This is a genomic window from Photorhabdus laumondii subsp. laumondii (genome assembly GCF_003343245.1).
Lineage (GTDB): Bacteria > Pseudomonadota > Gammaproteobacteria > Enterobacterales > Enterobacteriaceae > Photorhabdus > Photorhabdus laumondii.
Window position 1 is genome coordinate 410,579 of record NZ_CP024901.1, and the last position, 21,398, is coordinate 431,976.

Consider the following 21,398-nt stretch of genomic DNA (forward strand, 5'->3'; position numbering starts at 1 on the left):
GAGATAGTTATGAAGAAGTTGTGGTTAGCTTTAGTCGGAATGGTTATGGCATTTAGCGTATCTGCCGCCAATTTTACTGAAGGAAAACAGTATGTTGAATTGAAATCGCCGGTAGCGGATCAACCACCGGTGCTAGAATTCTTCTCTTTCTATTGTCCCCATTGTTATCAGTTTGAAGAGATTTTTAAAGTGCCTCAGACGGTGAAACAGCATTTACCGGAAGGGACAAAACTTGTCCGTTATCATGTGGATTTTTTAGGGCCACTGGGTAAAGAATTGACTACTGCTTGGGCTGCGGCAATGGCAATGGGTGTTGAAGACAAAGTGACTCCGGTGCTGTTTGAGGGGATTCAGAAAACACTGGCTATTAAGACTCCGAATGATATTCGCAATGCTTTTATCAAAGCCGGGGTGACTGCTGAGGATTATGATGCTGCTATGAGCAGTTTTGTGGTGAAATCCTTAGTTGTTAAGCAGCAAAAAGCCGCTCAGGATTTGCAATTGCGAGGTGTACCGGCAATGTTTGTTAACGGCAAGTATATGGTGAAAAATGACGGCATTGATGCCACTTCTGCTGATAACTATGCGAAACCCTATTCAGATGTTGTTAACTTCTTGTTAAGTCAGAAGTAATAATTTGGCATTCTCCCCCACCTTTGCACTTCGTGACTCAGGAGGGGGATTCCTCTTAGTAGGCGACAGTCTGATTGCTCAGGTACCGGATTTCTGCTTTTGCCAGTTTTCGTCACAAAATACAGGCGGAAAATATTCAGTGAAGTGATTTGGAGTCACTCATTGAGTAACATTCGGCTAATGATAGCTTTGAATGTATTCCCCTCCCTATTATCAATCAATTCAATATCTGGATATGCTTTGATTGCACGTTTAATACCACTTCCCAAGCCTCTGTATGGCAATACCTTAGAAGCAAATGAAGCCAAGATTGGGTTACGAATATTAGAGTTCCCCATCTTGATGTTCTCAATGGTTAAATTATTGGGTAAGTGGCCGGGGCTAATAATTTCAATTCGATCTGCAAAAACCAGCACTTTAACGGGGGCTGACACAAAGTAATCGCGATGAATAAGCGCATTGGAAATCAGTTCTTCTAAAACAATCCTCGGGATTTCAGGCTCGCCAAGTGAGTTAAAGCTTTGCTTATTTTGAATATGTCGTATATTTGCCAATACAAACCCCAGCACCTTTTGGAACACATCCGACAGCTTGCCATTGATATCTTGACTATCAATATAGTGCTCATCTTCAATATCTACGCCGGGGAAGGCAACAGCCTTTACGATAAAAACAGGAAGACGAATCTGAGGCCGCGATGCAAACAACAAAGTACCACAAATATTCAACTGACCATTTTTAGCCAAATTCATATTTTCTAAAAGCTGAGAGCGAGATACACCTTGCTCCTCAACCCTCTCTCCGTATTCCCCCTCAAAAAACGAATCAAAGAACTCCTGATCGATGTCGGCTACTGACGTACCACTTACCAGCGTCTCATCTGCATGAATCAGTGCCGCCTCCTGAAACATTCGTTGCAATTCTTCGCGAGCGGTCACCCTTCGCTTATCAGAACCATTTTTCACCCAAACATAGCCCTGAGTATCCATATAAGGTTTACTGATGCCTTGCTCTATATGTACAGCAATGACCAGGCCATCGGGGAGTTGAATGTTTTCAGTAACAGGATTTATTGGGGGGCGAACATTATTTGTAGCAGCATTCGCTATGACTTGATTAATTCGACCGATATCTTCTCTCGTCAATCCAGATCGAGACCCATCGCCATTGTTAACACCAATGAGAATTAAGCCTCCAGTACCATTGGAAAACGCTACCATTTCGGCACCCAACGAAGATGCATTGTTGACGTCTGCTTTAAATTGATGACGGCTATCTTCATCACGTGCAATTATTGCTAAGAGCTCTTGGGTTTCCATGCTTCATATACCTGTTTACGTTTCTCGAAGGCTTCTGCACCACCTTCCATAATACCGACTATACGCTGCTGAACATCCGCGCAGTCAATGCTGCCACTGACAATATTGATATTATCATCCTGATATTCACAGGCGATGACTTGCTCAGCATCGCCTAACACTGGAATGTTGGCGTTATGAGTGGCAAAGACGAACTGCGTTTTTGGCTTTAACTCACGAATGAGCTTGATAACATCGTCATAGATCGTCTGGTTATCCAAGTCGTCTTCTGGCTGGTCGATGATCACAATATCATTTTCTTGTTGGCTTAGAACAAACAGTATTAATGCAGATGCGCGCTGCCCTAATGAATGATGAGCCAGAGCCTTACCGTGGTATTCAATGGTGAAAACATTCGGCACCTGCCAAGTCAGCAAAGCGTCTAGATTATCTTCAAAATACTGACAGAAGGTATCGAATGAACCACCAAGCTGCGCTTTCAACTTATCCTTTTCGCGCCATACCGCGCCAAAATCGCTGAACTCGTCCACCACTGTTTGCAATGTAGCTTCTCGAATACGGCTACCGCGGTATAAATCCTGAATATGCTTGAGCATGGCCGCTTTGTTATCTTTAAATTTCGGCACAATTTTTAACGGCGAATCCACTCGATTGATTTTATTTAGCACTTGCTCAATAGTGCCGTATTCTTCAAACCAAAGACTATTCAGTTGAACTAATTCCCGTTCAACCCCTTGATTCAAATCCGTATATTGCTGCTCACTCTTGGTCAATACAGCCAGCATTTGCTCAGCCTGATCGAGCTGACTTTTAAACTGCTTAAACTCTTGCGGACTGATTGCTTGTGCACCCGCTTGTTGAAACTCACTGGCTAACTTGCGCTCGATTTCTGCAAATTCTTCTTTCAACGCTTGTTTTTGTTGTTGAAAGCCCACCAGCTTTTGCTGCAATTGCTGAACTGTCGCTTGGTCACTTCCAGCCACTTGCTTAATTTCATCAAAGCCAGTGAGCAACTGTTGATAGACCGCAAAAAAGCCATCAAAAAAAGGCTGATTCTGTGCTGACTTATACAGAATCTGGTTTTTCAGTTCATCTTCAAAGCTGGCAATAAAGCTATTTAGCTCGGTCAGATAATGCTGTGCCCCTTGGATCATCTGCTGCGCTTTGCGCTCATCCCGATCAAAATCAATCTGCTTTTGCAGTTTGGCTTCTACGCCGTGTTGTTGGTAAAACCTTAACTTAAACTCAACATCCTGCTTTTTTTGCAGCCACTCTTGTTTCTGCAAGGCATCACGGGTTAAACGTTTAATTTGATCAATAGCATCCACTACGCGCTGACGGCCTTGCTCTATCTTTTGGCGAACAGAAATTAAAGCTTCCCCAACCAGCTTTTCAATGAGGTCTTTTTCAAACCCAGCGCCAGTACTCGACAAGTCTTTTTGACCAAAGTAAATGGGTTGATGTAGGACGGTTTCTCGAATCGACACACCCGGCTGTAATTGCCCGTTAACATATACATCAGGGCGTTCACCTAATATACGACGTATTTGGTAAGGCTGGCCTCGCCGGTCAATCGCGTCGATAGTGATCTTCCCGCCACTACATAGCAGGTGCTTTACTAAACCTTCTTTGTATTCAACGTCAGAGGACTTATCGCCAAACGGGATATTCAGGGCATAGCGAATACCTTCCAATACGGAAGATTTGCCACTGCCACGAATACCAATCAGAGTATTCAGTTCCCGTGATAGACAGATTTCAGTGCCACCCAAGGTGCCCACACCTTCAAAACTGATTTTACGAATAAACGAATGGTGATAGTCAGGTAGCTTAGCTTGTACGCGAGATGTCTTATCCCGCAAGGCAAATTTTACAGCCTCAAAGCTGAACGCGCCGAGTTTGAGATAGCTGGCTTCCTTTCTGGCCGACATATCGGCAAGGTTCTTAGCATCGCAACCTTCCACTTCAGCAGGATATAAGTCACCCAGTGCTTGCTGGATCTTAGAGCGCTCATCTCGGGTGCGAACCTTTTGGAATGCCAAAGCTCTGCATTGAACAAAAGCATTGTCGAAAAGTTCTTTTATCCGACCCGGCAATAAACCACCCCATAAACCGTTGGGTGCTTCCACATGAGCAAAAACTAAAAAGTAGTCTTTGTGATAACCATCCAAAATTTTAATGGTTTTGAGAATATCGTGATTCGAACGCGCATTTTCCTGCTCAAAATTAGCTTTCCCGGCAAAGGTCACATTGAGAAAGTCCTGGATATAATTTTTTTGCTCCTTGTTGCTTATCCACTCATCGGAAAACACCACTAGGGTATGCACACCCGCGTTCCCATCTTTTACCGAGAGCTCAATACCGGGCAGCAGACCAATGCCAGATTTTTGAGCCTTTTTGCGCAGACTCTTAAATTCAGACATGTCGAACTTGTTATGGTTGGTAATCACACCAAGGCCAATATCGGCATCTTTTAGCGAATGTACATATTGATTTACGTAGTCGTTATCTGCACCCGTGTATTTGAACTCTTTATCCGCACGGGTATGGAGATGAAAATCCGTCTTGAGCCACCGGCTGCCATATTCAAAAGTGTCGTCACTCATTAATACCCTCCTCCAAAAATATTTTGTTCAAAGAAGATTCGTGTCAAGACCAGCAGCTTTAAGATGAGAGGTCAAATTACGCATTTTACTAAACTCCGTGCCGAAGCTCGGGTGAAGACTTACACCTTCACAAAACTCCCTCGCTATAATGTGTTTTAATTCGTCGGCATGTTTGAGCATTTGCAAATGTAACTCAACCGTAAACTGGTTTCTTGGCGCTTTGTCAAAAGCAAGCTTTATGCGTCTGTAAATCTCGTTTTCACTCATATTTAACACTACTCACGTGCTTATAAATAACTTTTCAAAATAGTAGAACACTTGGAGGGAACTCAGTCCAATTTTTGCAATCTGATCAATTGTAGATAATCCCAAACCACTAAACGGACTGAGTTATGCCTATCATAGCACCTATACCCCGCAATGAACGACGCCAGATGAAAAAAATTATCCAGAACACCCGAGATAAAGATTATGCTCGCAGGCTCATGGCCATATTGATGCTGCATCGAGGCGAGTCTGTCTCTCTGGTCGCCAAAACCCTTTGCGCCAGTCGTTCTTCTGTCTATCGCTGGATAAACTGGTTGACTTTATATGGTCTGGAAGGACTCAAAAGCCTGCCTGTGGGCAGACCCGCTGTCTGGAATTTAATCCCGCTTTATCCTTTACTGTCTTTTTTATTGCAATATTCTCCCCAGCAATTGGGCTGCCTGCGTTCTCGCTGGAGTCTTGAGTTTTTTATAATTAAAATCAATGAATTATTAAACATAAAATTATCCATCAGTACCTTCTATCGTTACTTACATAAAATGGGTATCGTGTGGCGAAGGGCAGCCCCGACGCTTAAATTACCCGATCCCGAGTACCATGAAAAAATGGCGAAAATTACCGAGGCATTGTCAACGTGTTCAGAAAAACATCCCGTTTTTTATGAAGATGAAGTCGACATCGAGCTGAATCCAAAAATCGGGGCTGACTGGTATTTAAAAGGGCAACAGAAACGTATAGTGACACCAGGAAAAAACCAAAAACATTATTTTGCAGGTTGCCTGAATGTTCAAACGGGAAAAGTGACTTATGCTGACGGGTTAAATAAGAATTCTCATTTATTTATCAATGTATTGGAAGAACTTGAACGCCAGTATTGTCATGCTGAAACCCTCACTTTGATTTTGGATAATTACAGTATCCATAAAAGCCGACGGGTCAGAGATTGGCTGGCTTGTCATCCTAAATTTAATCTGTTGTTTTTACCTGTTTATTCACCCTGGCTGAATAAAATTGAGCGTCTGTGGCAATCCTTACATGAAACGGTGACACGAAATCATGGCTGTCAGTATATGTGGCAATTGCTTGAGAAAGTGAAAACGTTTTTAAATTCATGTCCCTACAGGAATAGCAGAGAATAAAAAGAGTGAGTGTATTATAATTATGAAAAGTTATTTATAAAGGATATAAAAAAGCAAGAATTGACATTGAAATCGAACAACTTCTGGTAAGGCAAAAGTAAGTTACATCACAAACGGCCTACCCACCAACTTGAGAATCTTTGGCACAATGCATGCTAAAAAGATTTTATGTAAAACAAACTCTGGTTATATCCACAACTCCGTGATCTATAAGGCAATATGACAGTTTTATGACTAAGATTATAAGTCATTGATTTTTTACCTAAGGTTGATAAGTTTTTTTTATCAACGATCAATAGCTAAATAAAACTTGTAATATCTATACACAAAGTTATCCACAGATTTTATAGCAGGATGTGAATATCAGAATCGGGTTTCAAAAGAAAATTCACATAAAGTTCGTTTCCTACTTCTTGCTGTGGCATCCTATTTCCTTATCACACCCGTAACAAATACAGATAATGAAGAAGATTTATGGCTCAGATAGCAGACAATCCCCTGATTTTGGTTGATGGCTCCTCATACCTTTATCGTGCTTATCATGCTTTCCCTCCGCTGACGAATAGCGCAGGGGAGCCGACCGGAGCCATGTATGGTGTATTGAATATGCTCCGCAGCTTGATAATGCAGTACAAACCAAGCCATGTAGCGGTGGTATTTGATGCTAAAGGCAAAACTTTTCGTGATGAATTGTTCGCTGAGTATAAATCTCATCGTCCTCCTATGCCGGATGATCTGCGTACGCAGATAGAACCGCTACATCAGATGGTTGAAGCTATGGGATTACCATTGCTGGTGGTGCCCGGAGTAGAAGCTGATGATGTTATCGGGACTTTGGCGTTACAGGCAGAAAAAGAGGGGCGTGCGGTACTTATCAGCACTGGCGATAAAGATATGGCGCAACTGGTCACGCCGAATATCACGCTTATCAATACCATGAATAACACCATTTTGGGGCCGGAAGAGGTCGTTGAAAAGTATGGTGTGCCGCCGGAGCTGATTATCGATTTTCTGGCATTAATGGGAGACTCTTCTGACAATATTCCTGGCGTACCTGGGGTGGGAGAAAAAACCGCACTGGGATTACTGCAAGGGATTGGTGGCATGGATGATATCTTTGCCAATCTGGATAAAATTGCCGGGCTCAGTTTCCGTGGGGCGAAAACGCTGGCGGATAAGATGGTGCAGCATAAAGATGTCGCTTATCTCTCCTATCAACTGGCAACTATTAAAACCGATGTTGAGTTGGATAAAACCTGCGTTGCTTTGTCAGTCAAAGAGCCTGATACGGAGAAACTGCACCAGTTGTTTTCTCGTTACGAGTTCAAACGTTGGTTAAGTGATGTGGCAAACGGCGATTGGTTGGCAGAGAAAGGCAAAAAACCGGTATCCACTGGTAATGATGAATCATCTCCGACGGAGGATAAATCTGCGGCGGCCACACTCTCTTCTGATAATTATCAGACTATTCTTGATCAGCAAAGCTTTGATGAGTGGATTGAGAAACTGAAAAAAGCGTCTGTTTTTGCTTTTGATACCGAAACTGACAGCCTTGATACTTTGACTGCTAATCTGGTGGGGGTGTCATTCGCAATTTCTGCCGGCGATGCGGCTTATCTACCTCTAGGGCATGACTATCTGGGCGCGCCTGAACAACTTGACAGAGAAGTTGTGTTGGCTGCATTAAAACCGCTACTTGAAGATAGTAACCTGCTGAAAATTGGTCAGAATATTAAGTTTGATCGTGGCGTGTTGGCGCGTTACGGCATTGAACTGCAAGGCATTGCTTACGATACCATGCTGGAATCTTACGTACTTAATAGCGTTGCAGGCATGGGTCGGCATGATATGGATAGCTTGGCTGAACGCCATTTGAATCATAAGACCACGACTTTTGAAGAGATTGCTGGTAAAGGTAAAAATCAGCTCACTTTTAATCAGGTCGCGGTGGAACAGGCCGCAATGTACGCCGCAGAAGATGCAGATGTTACTTTATTGCTGCATCAGGCTATGTGGCCGCAATTGGAGAAAGCGCCGACGCTAGAAAAGGTATTCCTGAATACAGAAATGCCACTGGTTATGGTGCTTTCCCGCATGGAACGTACAGGTGTACTTATTGATGCCAATATTTTGGCTGAGCATTCAAAAGAGATCACTGCCCGTCTGGATGAGTTGGAAAAAGAAGCGCACGAATTAGCAGGTGAAGTTTTCAATCTGGCTTCGCCAAAACAGTTACAGACGATATTGTTTGAAAAATTGCAATTGCCGGTGGTAAAGAAAACGCCAAATGGTGCGCCATCCACGAATGAAGAGGTACTGGAAGAGTTGGCAGATACCCATGCATTGCCGAAAGTGATCTTAGAGCATCGTGGGTTGGCAAAATTGAAATCCACTTACACCGATAAATTACCGCAGATGGTCCATCCGCTGACCAAACGGGTGCATACTTCCTATCACCAAGCGGTAACGGCAACCGGGCGTCTCTCTTCACGTGATCCTAATTTGCAAAATATTCCTGTCCGTAATAAAGAGGGCCGCCGCATTCGTCAGGCATTTGTGGCTCCTGAAGGTTACCGGATTATGGCCGCTGACTATTCTCAGATTGAATTGCGGATAATGGCTCATTTGTCTCAAGATCAAGGGTTGTTGAAGGCTTTTGCTGAGGGGAAAGACATTCATCGGGCAACGGCGGCGGAAGTCTTTGGTTTGCCACTGGAACAGGTAACCAGTGAGCAGCGCCGTAGTGCCAAAGCGATTAACTTTGGTTTGATCTATGGTATGAGTGCATTTGGTCTTTCCCGTCAGTTAGGTATTCCTCGTGGTGAAGCTCAACGCTATATGGATCTCTATTTTGAGCGCTATCCGGGGGTATTGGCGTATATGGAGCGTACTCGTAAACAAGCGGAAGAGCAGGGTTACGTTGAAACGCTGGATGGTCGTCGTCTTTATCTGTCAGATATCAAATCTCGCAATGCCATGCGCCGTAAGGCAGCAGAGCGTGAAGCTATTAACGCGCCAATGCAGGGAACTGCGGCGGATATCATTAAAAAAGCGATGATTGCGGTGGATGATTGGATTGTCAGTGAAGAACCGAAAGTTCGTATGATTATGCAGGTTCACGATGAGCTGGTATTTGAGGTTCATGAATCAGAACTTGAATATGCAGAACAGAAAATTCGTGAATTGATGGAGAAGAGTATGGTGCTTGATGTTCCATTGAAAGTAGATGTAGGTATCGGTGACAATTGGGATCAGGCGCATTGATATTCTGAATTAACCCGCGATGGCTGAGCTGTGTATTTGGCTCAGCCTTTTTTGAACTGTTCACAATAAATAGCAATGTTTAATAGCTCTGCTAATCATAGTCACCATGAGCTCTGGTATCCCCACCTCCCCAAGCTACTCTCTTGCCATTTTCCCGTATAGCTATAAATGCCAATTGTGTTGCACTTAGGCTAATAATATCTTTCAATTTAGCAATATCGGACGGCATTCGCCCGCCTGAATAAAGATCTCCCCAAGAAACCACACTGCGGTCTTCCCGCAGAGCTGCGAATGCTCCACGTGTTGAACTCAGGTTGACGATATCCTGCAATGCGGCAATTTCAGGAGGTACTTGGCCCCCATAAGTCTCCGTCCCAGTTGGAGCTTTCCCAGGCGGCTACACTGCCATTTTGTAATAACATAGCTGTTGCTTTATTGTTAGTGACAATATAATCGTAGTTATTGTTGCTATAATATCTATGTCCGGCAGATTTCCATTGCTGTGTTATAAAACTGTCTTCGGCATCCGTACCCGGCAAGAAATTACCATGTTGGTTCATATTACTCTCCTGATAAGGTTATATCGGATTTACCTTTACCCACAGGGAGTCTGTATTGTAAAACTTGTCCCTATACGGGCTAAGTTAGATGACTACTCTAATTAAAAAATATTAATGTATTAATGCAAAAAAGTGTAATAGGAAAAAGTCATTAGTTGATGGTGTAGGTTGGATGTTATGTGGGCAGGGTAACGATTCAACAGCATGAGTGAGTCAATTGACAACATCGAAAAACTGCGGAACTTACATGATAAGGTTAAAAAATATCAGCAACTGCGTTGGGACATTGGTTCTTCCTGATGCCAACGCAGTATGTTAAGCCTTTTTTCCCCTTTGGTTTAACATGTTAAGTGATTATAAGCCATGCGTAATGATGCATTAGTCATATTCACCATGTGATACAAAATCTCCGCCTCCCCAGCCGACTCTTTTGCCGTTTGCTCGCAAGGCTGAAAAACTACGGGGTGTTGACGTCAGGCTGATAACGTCTTTTAAGTTCGCAATTTCGGGTGGAATTTTTCCACCATTGTATATATCTCCCCAGGCGACTATGCTGCGGTCTGCTCGTAGGGCGGCAAAGGCATCACTTGATGCACTCAGGCTGATGACATTCTGTACTTGGGCTGCGTCATATGGGACCTGCTCAATACTCTCTATTGTTCCCCAAGTAACCACGCTACGATTTGTTCGTAGGGCTGTGAAAGCTGAACTTGTTGTGATGAGGTCAACGATATCGCTTAATGCAGCAATTTCTGATGGGATTGGCGTGTCTCCCCAGGCGACAATACTACGGTTTGACCGCAGAGCTATAAATGTGCCGCCCGAACCGATTAAATTAATAATATCTTGCAGTTGGGCAATGGCAGGCGGAACTGTGCCGCTCCTGCTTGCATTTCCCCAGGCAACCACGCTGCGGTTTGCCCGTAGGGCTGCGAATGCAGTACCTGTTTGACTCAGGCTAACGATATCTTGTAATTGAGCAATTGCTGGTGGAACCTGACCGCCAAACAGTGAATATCCCCAAGCAACCACACTGCGGTTTGCCCGTAAGGCCGCGAAGGTTGAGTACATGTCGTTTTTGCCAAGCACACTGACGATGTCCTGTAGTTGGGTAATCTCGGGTGGGAGCACGCCAGCTAAACGCCCCCAAGCAACTATGCTGCGGTTTGCCCGCAGAGCCAGGAAAGCATTACCTGATGAAGTTACACTGACAATGTCCTGTAATTGGGCAACTTCTGGTGTAACTTGGCCACCATAGCGATTATCTCCCCAAGCAACTACGCTACCATTTGCTCGCAGAGCTGAGAAAGCGTTAGCCGTTGAACTCAGGCTAACAATATCCTTTAGTTGAGCAATGTCGGGAGGAAGCTGTCCACCGTTAACTGAATCTCCCCAGGCAACCACGCTGCGGTCTGCCCGTAAAGCTGCGAATGCGTATTGTGTTGAGCTCAGGCTAACGATATCTCGTAATACAGCAATGTCAGGTGGGACTTGACCGCCAAGATGTGTAAGTCCCCAGGTAATTACACTGCCATTCTGCAATAACATAGCGGTTGCTCCGATGGTGGATGCGAGAGCTATGTTATTGCTGCAATAGACGTTTTCTTCCCATTCTAATGGAGAGTTACTATTGTGATTTATACCTGATGAAGCATTATCATGTTGGTTCATTATTATTCTCCTGGTTAAGGTCGTATCGGATTTATTCTTAGTCCACAAGGCGTTTATGCGGAAAACCATGCCCAATTGGGAGAAAGTGTAACAGTTATTTTATTTACACTAAGTAATATTATTAGTTAAATAAATTTTTTGTATTCACTTGTAATGATTTGTTGTCCATGTAATGCATATTTAGATCTAGATCGCATAAATATGTAATTAAACTACATTTCATGGCGTCAAAATGAGCAAAACCCCTGGCTGAATCGAGATAATTTCTGAAAATAAATTACAAAAAGGCTTTTTCTAATAAATAAAATAGGGTAGAGTTATTGGCGTAGGGTACAGAGGTAAGATGTTCTATCTTTCAGACCTTTTACTTCACGTAATCGGATTTAGCTGAATATTAGCTGCCCCAGTCAATTTTGACTGGGGCATTTTTTTCAACTGAATTTAACACGTAAAAGTATAAAGAGAGGATGGATTAACGATGGTTTTCAACTTGAACGGCTTTCTGGCTGAACCATATATCCAGTTTCTGATGTAGTTTATCGATACCGATTTTTTTCGGGACTGAGAAATATTCTACTTGAATATCCCCATTAAGCGCGAGCAAAGCGTCACGCACCTTATTCAGTTGACTTTTACGGGCACCAGATGCCAGTTTGTCGGCTTTAGTCAACAACACCATAACCGGTACTTGCATTGCGACTGCCCATTGGATCATCTGCTGATCAAGATCTTTCAATGGGTGACGGATATCCATTAGTACAACCAGTCCGATCAGGCATTCACGTTTTTGCAGATATTCACCCAGTGCTTTTTGCCATTTGCGTTTCATCTCTTCCGGCACTTCGGCATAACCATAACCCGGTAAGTCAACCAGGCGAATACCTTCTTCTACTTCGAATAAATTGATGAGTTGAGTTCGACCTGGCGTTTTACTGGTGCGGGCGAGGCTTTTCTGTTTCGTCAGAGCATTCAGAGCGCTAGATTTACCTGCATTTGAGCGACCGGCAAACGCGACTTCAATGCCCATATCTTGAGGCAGATGGCGAATATCAGGTGCGCTCGTGATAAAACGGGTCATATGATAGTTGTGGTTTTTGATGGTCAAAATGATTATCTCCCTGAGAAATGCGCTGAATATATGGCAAAGGGGATTATACCGATAGCCACTGTTGGTTGACAGGATTAAAAATAATGACATATTTCTGATGGGTTGAACCAAGCTTGCTATTTTGTTACTGATGACGCTCCGGTTTATGAAATAAAATTTAACCTGTTATTGAAAGGATACATTTTTCTTCAAAGCACCAGCCGATTGATAGCGTAAATGTAGGTAAATATTAAGCACGATGTTGAAGAGATTATTAGAATTGATTCAGTTTGTGTTGTTGACCTTAATAATATAGGAACCCAGAATGTTTAAACGTATTTTAGTAGCACTTGTAACTGCATGCTCTCTGAGCGCAATGGCACCTCTGGCTTTGGCGGTGGGAGAAACCCACGTGAAGCTGACAACAACGGAGGGTAATATTGAACTGGAATTAAATAACCAGAAAGCGCCAATTACAACGAAAAACTTTATTGAATACGTCAATGAGGGTTATTACAACAATACAATCTTCCATCGGGTAATCCCTGGATTTATGGTGCAAGGTGGTGGTTTTACCAAAGATTTGCAGCAAAAAGCGACTAAAGCTGCTATTAAAAATGAGGCAGATAATGGACTGCGTAATTTACGCGGAACTATCTCTATGGCACGTACCGCTGATAAAGACAGTGCCACTAGCCAATTTTTTATTAATGTAGCGGATAATGCTTTCCTTGATCACGGTCAGCGTGATTTTGGCTATGCAGTATTTGGTAAAGTCGTAAAAGGTATGGATGTTGTGGATAAAATTTCTCAAGTCAAAACGGAAAACGTTGGTCCATATCAGAATGTACCGGTTAAACCTGTTGCTATTCTGTCTGCGGAGATTATCCCTTAATTTTTTCCTATGACTTTGGCTGTGGCAGTTTCTGGTCTTCCGGTTAACTCTCATCAGATTAACAAACTGGCCTGCATTAAATGGAGGCCAGTTTCGCCGTTATTCATACATCTTTTGGGTAAATTCTTTATTTACTTCGGTTCGTGGATAATATCTGTCTTTGTAGCATTTCTTCTCTTTACTCTCACAGTGTACGCCGTTACTTAAAGTGTAAGAGGAAAAGTCGACATCTTTTCCATCACCAATCTCTTTTTTCAGGCGTTTTACCGCTTTCTTACCTAAATATCTTTCGGTTAATTTTAGCGATAGCCCTTGTTGATCAGAACAATATTTTCCTTTTTTATCACAAACCACCCCTTTTTCCGGAAAGAAAATGTTGGCGGCTTTGGTAACAGCCAGCGTGGGGAAGGACAGTAAAAAAAGAGATGCTATAATCAGTTTTGTCTTCATAACAATTACCTTTACTTATTGAATATCAAAATAGAGCGTATGTTTTTTTGTAGGGTTATGAGAGTAAGTTGATTGAAGAAAAAACAGCCATTAATTTTGTTGTACTATGCTACAAATGTTGATGTGCTATGATAGCCGCCCCGTTGTTGCGAGGCCGTTTTACCTGGAGCCAGTTGTGCAGGATAAACAAATTGCAGGAGTGGCAGGGCAACAAAATACAGCGATAAAAATGAGTAGGATAGACTCCTATGTTACTAATAATAGATAACTATGATTCTTTTACATATAACTTATATCAATATTTTTGTGAATTGGGTACAGATGTTTTAGTTAAGCGCAATGATGAATTGCAACTTGAAGATATTGAGAGATTGACGCCTACCCATTTGGTTATTTCCCCAGGCCCTTGTACCCCAAATGAAGCCGGCATTTCTCTGTCTGCGATTTCTCATTTTTCGGATAAGTTGCCGATTCTTGGTGTTTGTCTTGGACATCAGGCAATTGGTCAGGCGTTTGGTGCCAGCGTGGTAAAAGCCAGAGAAGTGATGCACGGGAAAACTTCTGCTATTCATCATAATCAGCAAGGTGTGTTCAAAGGGCTTAACCGGCCATTGACCGCGACTCGTTACCATTCATTGGTGATTGCCGCAGAGACATTACCGGCCTCATTTGAAGTCACTGCATGGAGCCAGCATAACGGCAATGTCGATGAAATTATGGGCATTCGTCATCGTACTCTACCGCTAGAAGGAGTGCAGTTCCATCCTGAAAGTATTCTCAGTGAGCAAGGTCACCAGTTACTGAGCAACTTTCTGAGATATTAACCAGATACCGATAATTTCTTCATTTATCCATCTTTTTCATTTGCCCATCTTTGATTTTTTATGCATATTCGGTGATTATGTTTTCACTTCTGAATGGCGTATATATAAAAAACGGGTGGGGAAATGAAGGAGCATATCGCAGTAGATAGAAACACATACGATCAAGTTATGTTGCCAATTTATTCACCAGCGCAGTTTATACCGGTGAGAGGGCAGGGTAGTCGTGTATGGGATCAGCATGGGAAAGAGTATATTGATTTTGCGGGAGGGATTGCTGTTGTGGCTTTGGGCCATTGTCATCCTACGTTAGTGGATGTTTTGAAGCAGCAAGGGGAAAAACTTTGGCATATCAGTAATATTTTCACCAATGAACCGGCTTTGATTCTGGCGCAGAAACTGATTGATGCGACTTTTGCTGAGCGGGTGTTTTTTGCCAACTCAGGAGCGGAAGCGAATGAAGCGGCATTTAAACTGGCTCGCCACTATGCCATTGCGCGTCACAATCCCTATAAAACCAAAATTATCGCATTTCATCAGGGCTTTCATGGTCGTACCCTATTTACTGTCTCCGTGGGCGGTCAGCCCAAATATGCTGATGGTTTTGGACCAAAACCCGCGGATATTATTCATGTGCCTTTTAATGATTTAGATGCAGTGAAGGCCGTCATAGATGACCATACTTGTGCTGTTGTATTAGAACCGGTTCAGGGCGAAGGGGGAGTCACGGCGGCAGCACCGGCATTTATTCATGGGGTGCGTGAGCTTTGTGATAAGCATCAGGTGCTGTTGGTGTTTGATGAAGTGCAAAGTGGGATGGGACGTACTGGTAAGCTATTTTCTTATATGCATTATGATGTTACGCCAGATATCATTACCACGGCAAAAGCATTGGGAAATGGCTTCCCTATCAGCGCCATGCTGACGACAGTGAATATTGCTTCAGTGATGACACCGGGAGCTCATGGTACAACTTATGGCGGTAATCCGTTGGCTTGTGCAGTTGCAAATGTTGCTTTTGATATTATTAATACACCAGCGGTTCTGGCGGGAGTTGAAAAACGCCATAATTTAATGGTGAATTTTCTGAATGATATCAATCAGAAATATTCGATATTTGGTGAAATCCGTGGAAAGGGTCTGCTGATTGGGGCAGAACTTAAAGCGCCACATCAGGGAAAAGCTAAAGATATTCTGCAACTGGCGGCTGAAAATGGCTTAATGTTGTTGAGTGCGGGAGGCGATGTACTGCGTTTCACGCCTTCGTTGATTATTAGTGAAGAAGAGATTGCTCAAGGAATGGAGCGGTTAGAGCAGGTAATTAATCAGTTGGTGTAATTAAATACAGGAGAAATCAGCGCAGGATTATGCGCTGATTAATCGGGCGTTAACGTGTACCGTAAACAACAATAGTTTTACCGTGTGCGGAGATCAAATTTTGATCTTCTAGCATTTTCAGAATACGACCAACTGTTTCGCGGGAACAGCCAACAATCTGGCCAATTTCCTGACGCGTGATTTTGATTTGCATTCCGTCTGGGTGGGTCATTGCATCTGGTTGTTTCGCCAGATTCAGTAAAGTTTGGGCAATTCGGCCGGTAACATCCAGGAAAGCCAGATTACCGACTTTCTCAGAAGTTGTTTGCAAACGGTTTGCCATTTGGGCAGATAAACGCATCAAAATATCCGGGTTTACCTGAATCAGTTGACGGAATTTTTTATAGGAGATTTCAGCCACTTCACAGGCGCTTTTGGCCCGTACCCAAGCTGTACGCTCTTGCCCCTCTTCAAATAATCCAAGTTCACCAATGAAATCCCCCTGATTTAGATAGGAAAGGATCATCTCTTTGCCTTCTTCATCTTTAATCAAAACCGCAACAGAACCTTTTACAATGTAGTAAAGCGTCTCTGCTTTTTCGCCTTGATGAATAAGCGTACTTTTAGATGGATATTTATGAATATGGCAGTGTGACAAAAACCATTCAAGAGTGGGGTCTGTTTGTGGCTTGCCGAGAACCATTCGTTTCATCCTCTGTTGTTATCGCTGCCTAAATAACACGAGAATCTAAAAGTTTCTCGTCAGGCTGGCTTATAAAGACACTAGCTTAACATATTAGTTTGTTGAAAAACCGACAGATAAGGGTTTTATATAGGTTATCTGAAATTTGAACCTTAAGTATTGATCATAACCTACCTATACTTAGCCCACTTCTGTTTTTAACACAGGAAAGGGTTTCTGTCTTGTCTTGTATTGTTTCAGCATAATAAACCGCTCACTAGATTGCCAGTTTAATACTGAAAGAGTAGGCTTGGATGCAAAGAACGACTTAAGAGGTATTTATGCAAGCACGGGTAAAATGGGTTGAAGGATTATCTCTTTTGGGGGAGTCATCTTCCGGTCATCAGATCATGATGGATGGTAATGCCGGTGATAAGGCACCGAGCCCAATGGAAATGGTATTAATGGCAGCCGGTGGTTGCAGTACGATTGATGTAGTTTCTATTTTGCATAAAGGCAGGTATGACATCAGAGATTGTGAAGTAAAATTAACTTCCCGCCGTCGTGAAGAGCCGCCACGCTTGTTTACTCATATTAATCTGCATTTTATTGTTACGGGTAAAGATTTAATAGATAAAGCGGTTGAACGTGCCGTCATGCTTTCAGCAGAAAAATATTGCTCTGTTGCATTGATGTTGGGGAAATCAGTTGAAATTACCCACAGTTTTGAAGTTAAAGATATAGATTAAGATATTATTTCGTGATCAAAAAATAACATCAGGTAACTAATATTTCAGTTACCTGTTTTTTTAACTGAATAATATAAGATGCAAATTTTAAGTGCCGGATTTGCTAAATTGACCTCAGGCGCTGATTAACAAATCTTTTCCCCTTCCAGTAATCGCTGCACCAAGGGTGTCATAATTAATTCCATTGCTAGCCCCATTTTTCCACCGGGGACCACGATGGTATTAATGCTTGAAACGAATGAGCCTTGTAACATTGCTAACAAGTATGGGAAATCAATTTGAGTCAGATCACGGAAGCGGATGACAATAAAACTTTCATCCAGTGATGGAATGGTTTTGGCTGAGAATGGATTGGATGTATCAACGGTAGGGACACGTTGGAAGTTGATATGTGTTCGCGAGAATTGTGGCGTAATGTAGTTAATATAATCATCCATAGAACGCACGACGGAATCCATCACAGCTTCCTGCGAGTGTCCTCGTTCTCCGGTATCGCGGACAAGTTTCTGTATCCATTCAAGGTTGACAATCGGCACGACGCCCACGAGCAGATCAACATGACTGGCAACATTATGTTGTGGTGTGACAACACCACCGTGTAGACCTTCATAAAACAGTACATCGGTCTGCTTGGGTAAAGATTCCCACGGCGTAAATGTACCGGGAAGCTGGTTGTAAGGGACGGCATCGTCATAGGTATGAAGATATTTCCGACGGCGGCCTTCACCGGTTTCACCATAATCAATCATGGTTTTTTCCAGCATGCCAAAATCATTGGCTTCTGGCCCAAAATAACTGATATGCCTGCCTTGTTCTTTGGCTTTACGGATTGCGGCATCCATTTCAGGGCGGGTGTAGCGGTGGAAACTATCTCCTTCTATCTGCGCTGCACTGATGTTAAGTTGCTGGAAAATCTTACGGAAAGCTAAACTGGTGGTGGTGGTTCCGGCACCGCTGGAGCCGGTAATTGCAATAATCGGATGTTTGACAGACATTCAGTAAACTCCATAATGTTAAGAATGGAACATTTCTTTTGGCACAATATTGACGCTCTCATGCAGTTCAGACCACACCAGCATAACATCCCCCCGTTCCAACTGATGGCGTATATTAGCGACTTTCTGCTCCAGCGATTTTTCATCTTCGCCATAGTCAGTGCCTTCCCGCAAGACAAAGCTCTCTATCAAATTTAGCAGAGTTTCGGGTTCCAGTTGTTGCCACGGGATAATCATTATGGTTGCTCCAGATAAGATGACAGCCAATTTGGGATGCGTTGTTCCAGCCACATTTGTGGCTTCTTCAATGAGCCACTGACAAAGCCGACATGTCCACCATATTCTGTCATTTGATATTCAATATTTTTGGGTAACATTTTGAGATCAGGGATGACTTCCGGTGCCATAAAAGGATCGTCTTTAGCATGAATAATCAGCAGTGGCACAGTAATATCAGGCAGACGCGGCAGAGCACTGCACTGGTGGTAATAGTCCGCTGCATTTTTAAAGCCGTGGATTTTCGCGGTCACAATTTCATCAAATTCCCGAATATGTTTCAATCCTTTTACTTGAGACAGATTGATGGGGAGTGAACCGGGGTAGCGTAACAATTTGCGGGTGGCATTACGTTTCAGGCTATTGAGTAAATAGCGTTCATAGACATGAGAAAATCCTTTCTCTATCCGCAGGGAGCAGGCTGCCAGCATCAGAGGCGCGGAAACAATAACGGCAGCATTGATCTGAGCATCTATTTTTTCTTCTGCTAGATAGCAGGCCAGCATATTACCGCCGACTGAATAACCTACGGCTGAGGTGGGGACATCACCGTAAGTCTGTTTTAACCAGCTTAGAAAATAACGGGCATCGCTTGTTTCGCCAGAATGATAGAGACGTTTTTGGCGGTTTGGTTCACCACTGCATCCGCGGAAATGCATGACAACACCAAGCCAACCTTTCTTCTGACAGATATGAAGCAAACCGTGGGCATAAGGGCTGTGAAAACTGCCTTCCAGACCATGAAATAGGATTAATCGTGGCTTGTGTGCTGCGGTGGCGGGATCTTCACTCCACGCCAGATCAACAAAATCGTTATCTGGTAAATCAAGTCGTTGCCAATAGGGTTGCAGTTCAGGATACCGCCGCACCAGACGCGGGAGGAGTGTCTGCAAATGCGGATTACTGGCTCCGGTTAGAGGACGAAAGATATCGGTCATAATGGTTTCGAGTTAAATTGATTAGTTAACCCGAATTCTGGATAAGAAATTGACGAGAAGCCTGTTCCAGGAGCAAAGTTTTGGTGTGCACCAAAAACAGCTCCGAGGGGGGAACAGGCTATGGACAACTTAGTTGAAATTTTCTGTGATGTCGATGATTTTTGCCGTTTTTTCATCCCTCAATGGGAACAATTTTGTCTCGATAGCGGGCATCGTTTACGCCGCCGACAAGGTCATATGTATCCCAGTGAAATCATGACCATTTTGATCCTTTTTCATATGTCGCATTACCGTGATTTTAAACATTTTTATCTAGAACATATTTGGAAATATCACCATAAGGATTTTCCAACCTTGCTTAGCTATCCTCGTTTTGTCAGTGTGGCTCCTTCCGTTTTGGTGCCATTATGCAGCTATCTGACTCAATTAAAAGGGAAACCCACAGGCATTGCTTTTATTGATTCCACCCGTTTGAGTGTCTGCCATAACATTCGCATCCCTCGACATAAGGTCTTTGCGGGGATAGCAAAGCGCGGAAAAAATTCAATGGGCTGGTTTTACGGTTTCAAATTACACCTGGTTGTCAATCATCAGGGTGAAATTCTCGCGCTTAAAGTGACTCCGGGTAATGTGGATGATCGGGAACCTGTTCGTGAATTATCAAAAGAATTAACGGGTTCTCTTTACGGTGACAAAGGTTACCTCAGCCAGGAATTGGCGGACGATTTAGCTAAAACCGATGTCACTTTCATCACGAAAAAACGGCGTAACATGAAAGCGAGTATGCAAGCTGAGTGGGATAAGATAATGTTAAAAAAGCGTTTTATCATTGAAACGATTAATGGGCAATTAAAAACTCTTTCTCAAATAGAGCATTCCCGCCACCGAAGTATAAAAGGCTTTCTGTTGTGCGTTTTAGGTGGATTGATTGCTTACTGCCTTAAATTGAAGAAGCCATCACTGAAAGTTTTCTACTCAGAAGACGATTTTTCAATGACGGATTAAGCAGAATTCGGGTTAGTTATCTTGTATGGTGAATAACATACTGATATTTTCTGTGAAAGGGAAACGCCATTGTTCAGGATGAAAGGTAACTCTTCATGACAGCAAGCCTAATTTTTTCATTAACAACTTTTTTATTTATTTCTTCCATTACGCCGGGTCCAAACAACATGTTGTTGACTTCATCAGGCGCTAACTTCGGCTTTATCCGCTCTTTGGGGTTACTCTTTGGCGTTGTTCTGGGCATGCAGACGATTTTATATCTGGCGGCTTTCGGAATAGCCGCATTGTTGTTGGTCTATCCTGCTATTCACACGGTGATGAAAATTGCAGGTAGCCTCTATTTGCTGTGGCTGGCATGGAAAACAGCAACAGCCAGTTACCGACGTCTGGATACCAAAGATAGCGCTGTTATCAAGCCGGTGCGGTGGTATCAAGGTTGGTTATTGCAGTTTTTGAATCCGAAAGCCTGGCTGATGGGGTTGGGGGCGGTTGGCAGCTATAGTATTGCCGGTGATCATTACCTCTATTCCATCATCGTGATCAGCATCGTGGTGATGTTTATTAATTTCTTGTGCGGCATGGTGTGGGCGGGTTTTGGTTCATTGATAGGGACGTTACTCCGTAGTCGCAATGCTTGGTTTCTGTTCAATATTACGATGGGTATATTGACGGCAACCTGCGTGCCATTAATCTGGCTTGGGTAATTCATCAGTAAATTGTATTT

22 protein-coding genes are annotated in these 21,398 nt (G+C 43.1%); 10 read left to right on the forward strand and 12 right to left on the reverse strand.

Annotation, left to right across the window (positions count from 1 at the left end; all coding sequences use genetic code 11):
* The first annotated feature begins 9 nt into the window (after positions 1-9).
* Positions 10-633, forward strand: a complete 624-nt coding sequence (gene dsbA, locus PluTT01m_RS01940) for a thiol:disulfide interchange protein DsbA (protein WP_011144770.1) — start codon at positions 10-12, stop codon at positions 631-633.
* A 155-nt stretch (positions 634-788) separates the two neighbouring features.
* Here the strand turns inward: dsbA and PluTT01m_RS01945 are convergent, their stop codons facing one another.
* Genes PluTT01m_RS01945 through PluTT01m_RS01955 form a run of 3 tightly spaced genes read right to left on the reverse strand, consistent with a single transcriptional unit; the run spans position 789 to position 4,825 of the window.
* Positions 789-1,952 carry an RNA/DNA-binding domain-containing protein gene (locus PluTT01m_RS01945; protein ID WP_041379885.1) on the reverse strand — a complete coding sequence of 388 codons (1,164 nt, stop codon included), beginning with the start codon at positions 1,950-1,952 and terminating at the stop codon, positions 789-791.
* The gene (locus tag PluTT01m_RS01950) at positions 1,931-4,558 is read right to left on the reverse strand and encodes a TrlF family AAA-like ATPase (RefSeq protein WP_011144772.1); all 2,628 of its coding nucleotides are present in this window, start codon (positions 4,556-4,558) and stop codon (positions 1,931-1,933) included. The genes PluTT01m_RS01945 and PluTT01m_RS01950 overlap by 22 nt, the downstream gene beginning before the upstream one ends.
* Before the next feature lie 27 nt (positions 4,559-4,585).
* Entirely contained in the window at positions 4,586-4,825 is a 240-nt protein-coding gene (locus tag PluTT01m_RS01955) for an HTH-like domain-containing protein (RefSeq protein WP_011144773.1), read from the reverse strand.
* A 125-nt stretch (positions 4,826-4,950) separates the two neighbouring features.
* Between PluTT01m_RS01955 and PluTT01m_RS01960 the strand changes: the two genes are divergently transcribed.
* Positions 4,951-5,964, forward strand: coding sequence for an IS630-like element ISPlu10 family transposase (locus PluTT01m_RS01960; RefSeq protein WP_011144774.1), 1,014 nt, complete (start codon positions 4,951-4,953; stop codon positions 5,962-5,964).
* Positions 5,965-6,438: 474 nt separating this feature from the next.
* Entirely contained in the window at positions 6,439-9,228 is a 2,790-nt protein-coding gene (gene polA / locus PluTT01m_RS01965) for a DNA polymerase I (protein WP_011144775.1), read from the forward strand.
* A 91-nt stretch (positions 9,229-9,319) separates the two neighbouring features.
* On the opposite strand, the gene PluTT01m_RS01970 is transcribed toward polA, so the two are convergent.
* The 3 genes from PluTT01m_RS01970 to PluTT01m_RS01980 form a co-directional block, all read right to left on the reverse strand.
* Positions 9,320-9,559, reverse strand: a complete 240-nt coding sequence (locus PluTT01m_RS01970) for an RCC1 domain-containing protein (protein ID WP_049789721.1) — start codon at positions 9,557-9,559, stop codon at positions 9,320-9,322.
* Between the two features lie 10 nt (positions 9,560-9,569).
* Positions 9,570-9,788 carry a hypothetical protein gene (locus tag PluTT01m_RS01975; protein WP_049789722.1) on the reverse strand — a complete coding sequence of 73 codons (219 nt, stop codon included), beginning with the start codon at positions 9,786-9,788 and terminating at the stop codon, positions 9,570-9,572.
* A 378-nt stretch (positions 9,789-10,166) separates the two neighbouring features.
* On the reverse strand, positions 10,167-11,459 hold the full coding sequence (locus PluTT01m_RS01980) for an RCC1 domain-containing protein (RefSeq protein WP_011144776.1): 1,293 nt from the start codon (positions 11,457-11,459) through the stop codon (positions 10,167-10,169).
* A gap of 343 nt (positions 11,460-11,802) precedes the next feature.
* On the opposite strand from PluTT01m_RS01980, the gene spfP reads away from it, so the two are divergent.
* Positions 11,803-11,850: a small protein SpfP gene (spfP, locus tag PluTT01m_RS28375; protein WP_438361642.1), complete on the forward strand. Its 48-nt coding sequence runs from the start codon at positions 11,803-11,805 to the stop codon at positions 11,848-11,850.
* A gap of 81 nt (positions 11,851-11,931) precedes the next feature.
* Here the strand turns inward: spfP and yihA are convergent, their stop codons facing one another.
* Positions 11,932-12,564 carry a ribosome biogenesis GTP-binding protein YihA/YsxC gene (yihA, locus tag PluTT01m_RS01985; protein WP_011144777.1) on the reverse strand — a complete coding sequence of 211 codons (633 nt, stop codon included), beginning with the start codon at positions 12,562-12,564 and terminating at the stop codon, positions 11,932-11,934.
* A gap of 307 nt (positions 12,565-12,871) precedes the next feature.
* Here yihA and ppiA point away from each other — a divergent pair, with 307 nt between their 5' ends.
* Positions 12,872-13,441 carry a peptidylprolyl isomerase A gene (ppiA, locus tag PluTT01m_RS01990; RefSeq protein WP_011144778.1) on the forward strand — a complete coding sequence of 190 codons (570 nt, stop codon included), beginning with the start codon at positions 12,872-12,874 and terminating at the stop codon, positions 13,439-13,441.
* Between the two features lie 99 nt (positions 13,442-13,540).
* Here the strand turns inward: ppiA and PluTT01m_RS01995 are convergent, their stop codons facing one another.
* Positions 13,541-13,891 carry a YcgJ family protein gene (locus PluTT01m_RS01995; protein ID WP_011144779.1) on the reverse strand — a complete coding sequence of 117 codons (351 nt, stop codon included), beginning with the start codon at positions 13,889-13,891 and terminating at the stop codon, positions 13,541-13,543.
* Positions 13,892-14,139: 248 nt separating this feature from the next.
* Here PluTT01m_RS01995 and PluTT01m_RS02000 point away from each other — a divergent pair, with 248 nt between their 5' ends.
* A complete protein-coding gene (locus PluTT01m_RS02000) occupies positions 14,140-14,715 on the forward strand; it encodes an aminodeoxychorismate synthase component II (RefSeq protein WP_011144780.1) in 576 nt (191 codons plus the stop codon).
* Between the two features lie 123 nt (positions 14,716-14,838).
* A complete protein-coding gene (gene argD, locus PluTT01m_RS02005; protein WP_011144781.1) occupies positions 14,839-16,050 on the forward strand; it encodes a bifunctional acetylornithine/succinyldiaminopimelate transaminase in 1,212 nt (403 codons plus the stop codon).
* Positions 16,051-16,099: 49 nt separating this feature from the next.
* On the opposite strand, the gene crp is transcribed toward argD, so the two are convergent.
* Entirely contained in the window at positions 16,100-16,732 is a 633-nt protein-coding gene (gene crp, locus PluTT01m_RS02010) for a cAMP-activated global transcriptional regulator CRP (RefSeq protein WP_010848517.1), read from the reverse strand.
* Positions 16,733-17,052: 320 nt separating this feature from the next.
* Here crp and PluTT01m_RS02015 point away from each other — a divergent pair, with 320 nt between their 5' ends.
* Positions 17,053-17,460, forward strand: a complete 408-nt coding sequence (locus PluTT01m_RS02015) for an OsmC family protein (protein ID WP_011144782.1) — start codon at positions 17,053-17,055, stop codon at positions 17,458-17,460.
* 125 nt (positions 17,461-17,585) lie between these two features.
* On the opposite strand, the gene PluTT01m_RS02020 is transcribed toward PluTT01m_RS02015, so the two are convergent.
* From PluTT01m_RS02020 to PluTT01m_RS02030, 3 genes are read right to left on the reverse strand one after another with little or no spacing between them, the layout of a single operon-like run.
* Positions 17,586-18,455, reverse strand: coding sequence for a phosphoribulokinase (locus tag PluTT01m_RS02020; RefSeq protein ID WP_011144783.1), 870 nt, complete (start codon positions 18,453-18,455; stop codon positions 17,586-17,588).
* Between the two features lie 18 nt (positions 18,456-18,473).
* Positions 18,474-18,692: a YheU family protein gene (locus PluTT01m_RS02025; RefSeq protein ID WP_011144784.1), complete on the reverse strand. Its 219-nt coding sequence runs from the start codon at positions 18,690-18,692 to the stop codon at positions 18,474-18,476.
* On the reverse strand, positions 18,692-19,669 hold the full coding sequence (locus tag PluTT01m_RS02030) for a hydrolase (RefSeq protein ID WP_011144785.1): 978 nt from the start codon (positions 19,667-19,669) through the stop codon (positions 18,692-18,694). Before PluTT01m_RS02030 ends, PluTT01m_RS02025 begins: the two co-directional genes overlap by 1 nt.
* A gap of 120 nt (positions 19,670-19,789) precedes the next feature.
* Here PluTT01m_RS02030 and PluTT01m_RS02035 point away from each other — a divergent pair, with 120 nt between their 5' ends.
* Both PluTT01m_RS02035 and PluTT01m_RS02040 read left to right on the forward strand, forming a co-directional pair.
* Complete coding sequence (locus tag PluTT01m_RS02035) at positions 19,790-20,674, forward strand: IS982-like element ISPlu6 family transposase (RefSeq protein WP_011144786.1); 885 nt, start codon at positions 19,790-19,792, stop codon at positions 20,672-20,674.
* Between the two features lie 95 nt (positions 20,675-20,769).
* Complete coding sequence (locus PluTT01m_RS02040; protein ID WP_011144787.1) at positions 20,770-21,378, forward strand: LysE family translocator; 609 nt, start codon at positions 20,770-20,772, stop codon at positions 21,376-21,378.
* Positions 21,379-21,398: the final 20 nt, after the last annotated feature.

Coding starts and splice junctions, on each gene's coding strand:
- polA (WP_011144775.1), top strand. CDS start 6,439: ATGGCTCAGATAGCAGACAATCCCCTGATTTTGGTTGATGGCTCCTCA.
- PluTT01m_RS01945 (WP_041379885.1), bottom strand. CDS start 1,952: ATGGAAACCCAAGAGCTCTTAGCAATAATTGCACGTGATGAAGATAGC.
- PluTT01m_RS01950 (WP_011144772.1), bottom strand. CDS start 4,558: ATGAGTGACGACACTTTTGAATATGGCAGCCGGTGGCTCAAGACGGAT.
- crp (WP_010848517.1), bottom strand. CDS start 16,732: ATGGTTCTCGGCAAGCCACAAACAGACCCCACTCTTGAATGGTTTTTG.
- argD (WP_011144781.1), top strand. CDS start 14,839: ATGAAGGAGCATATCGCAGTAGATAGAAACACATACGATCAAGTTATG.
- PluTT01m_RS02035 (WP_011144786.1), top strand. CDS start 19,790: ATGGACAACTTAGTTGAAATTTTCTGTGATGTCGATGATTTTTGCCGT.
- PluTT01m_RS01955 (WP_011144773.1), bottom strand. CDS start 4,825: ATGAGTGAAAACGAGATTTACAGACGCATAAAGCTTGCTTTTGACAAA.
- PluTT01m_RS01960 (WP_011144774.1), top strand. CDS start 4,951: ATGCCTATCATAGCACCTATACCCCGCAATGAACGACGCCAGATGAAA.
- PluTT01m_RS02030 (WP_011144785.1), bottom strand. CDS start 19,669: ATGACCGATATCTTTCGTCCTCTAACCGGAGCCAGTAATCCGCATTTG.
- PluTT01m_RS01975 (WP_049789722.1), bottom strand. CDS start 9,788: ATGAACCAACATGGTAATTTCTTGCCGGGTACGGATGCCGAAGACAGT.
- PluTT01m_RS02000 (WP_011144780.1), top strand. CDS start 14,140: ATGTTACTAATAATAGATAACTATGATTCTTTTACATATAACTTATAT.
- PluTT01m_RS01980 (WP_011144776.1), bottom strand. CDS start 11,459: ATGAACCAACATGATAATGCTTCATCAGGTATAAATCACAATAGTAAC.
- PluTT01m_RS01995 (WP_011144779.1), bottom strand. CDS start 13,891: ATGAAGACAAAACTGATTATAGCATCTCTTTTTTTACTGTCCTTCCCC.
- ppiA (WP_011144778.1), top strand. CDS start 12,872: ATGTTTAAACGTATTTTAGTAGCACTTGTAACTGCATGCTCTCTGAGC.
- PluTT01m_RS02040 (WP_011144787.1), top strand. CDS start 20,770: ATGACAGCAAGCCTAATTTTTTCATTAACAACTTTTTTATTTATTTCT.
- PluTT01m_RS02025 (WP_011144784.1), bottom strand. CDS start 18,692: ATGATTATCCCGTGGCAACAACTGGAACCCGAAACTCTGCTAAATTTG.
- PluTT01m_RS02015 (WP_011144782.1), top strand. CDS start 17,053: ATGCAAGCACGGGTAAAATGGGTTGAAGGATTATCTCTTTTGGGGGAG.
- dsbA (WP_011144770.1), top strand. CDS start 10: ATGAAGAAGTTGTGGTTAGCTTTAGTCGGAATGGTTATGGCATTTAGC.
- PluTT01m_RS02020 (WP_011144783.1), bottom strand. CDS start 18,455: ATGTCTGTCAAACATCCGATTATTGCAATTACCGGCTCCAGCGGTGCC.